The following is a 450-nucleotide window of genomic DNA, read 5'->3' as shown; positions in this document are numbered from 1 at the left end:
GGAGATACAATAACTCTATCTAATGATAAGTATGATTTTTCTTATAAAATAGTAGGTAGTTTTAAATCCCGTGCAAATGATGTAGAAGCTGTTATACCATCACATTATGCAGTTAATGATTTTGATAAAACTAATTATGGTTTTTTAGTATATACAGCAGTCAATCCAGATGCTGTTATGATTCAGATAAGAGATTTATTTGGAGATACATATAATTGGAGTCGTACAGTTGAAGAATTTAATAATGATTCTTTAAATACTATAAGTAGTTTTTTGTCTCCTATGAATAAGATGACCTATTTCATTTTTCTTCTTGCTACAGTAGGTATTATTAATAATCTACTGATTAATTATATTCAAAAAAGACGTTCTATAGCTATGTATAAATCTATAGGACTAAGTAATAAACAAAATATAAAAGTGACATTGATTGAAGGGTTTACTTCAGGT

1 protein-coding gene is annotated in these 450 nt (G+C 26.9%); it reads left to right on the top strand.

The window, feature by feature from the left end; all coding sequences use genetic code 11:
• Positions 1 to 450: FtsX-like permease family protein (locus K0039_RS21350; RefSeq protein WP_306665658.1), on the top strand; the 450-nt coding region annotated here is incomplete at both ends.

It is taken from the genome of Terrisporobacter mayombei, assembly GCF_020748465.1.
GTDB classification, from domain to species: Bacteria; Bacillota; Clostridia; order Peptostreptococcales; family Peptostreptococcaceae; genus Terrisporobacter; species Terrisporobacter mayombei.
This window is presented reverse-complemented; position numbering and strand designations above follow the sequence as displayed.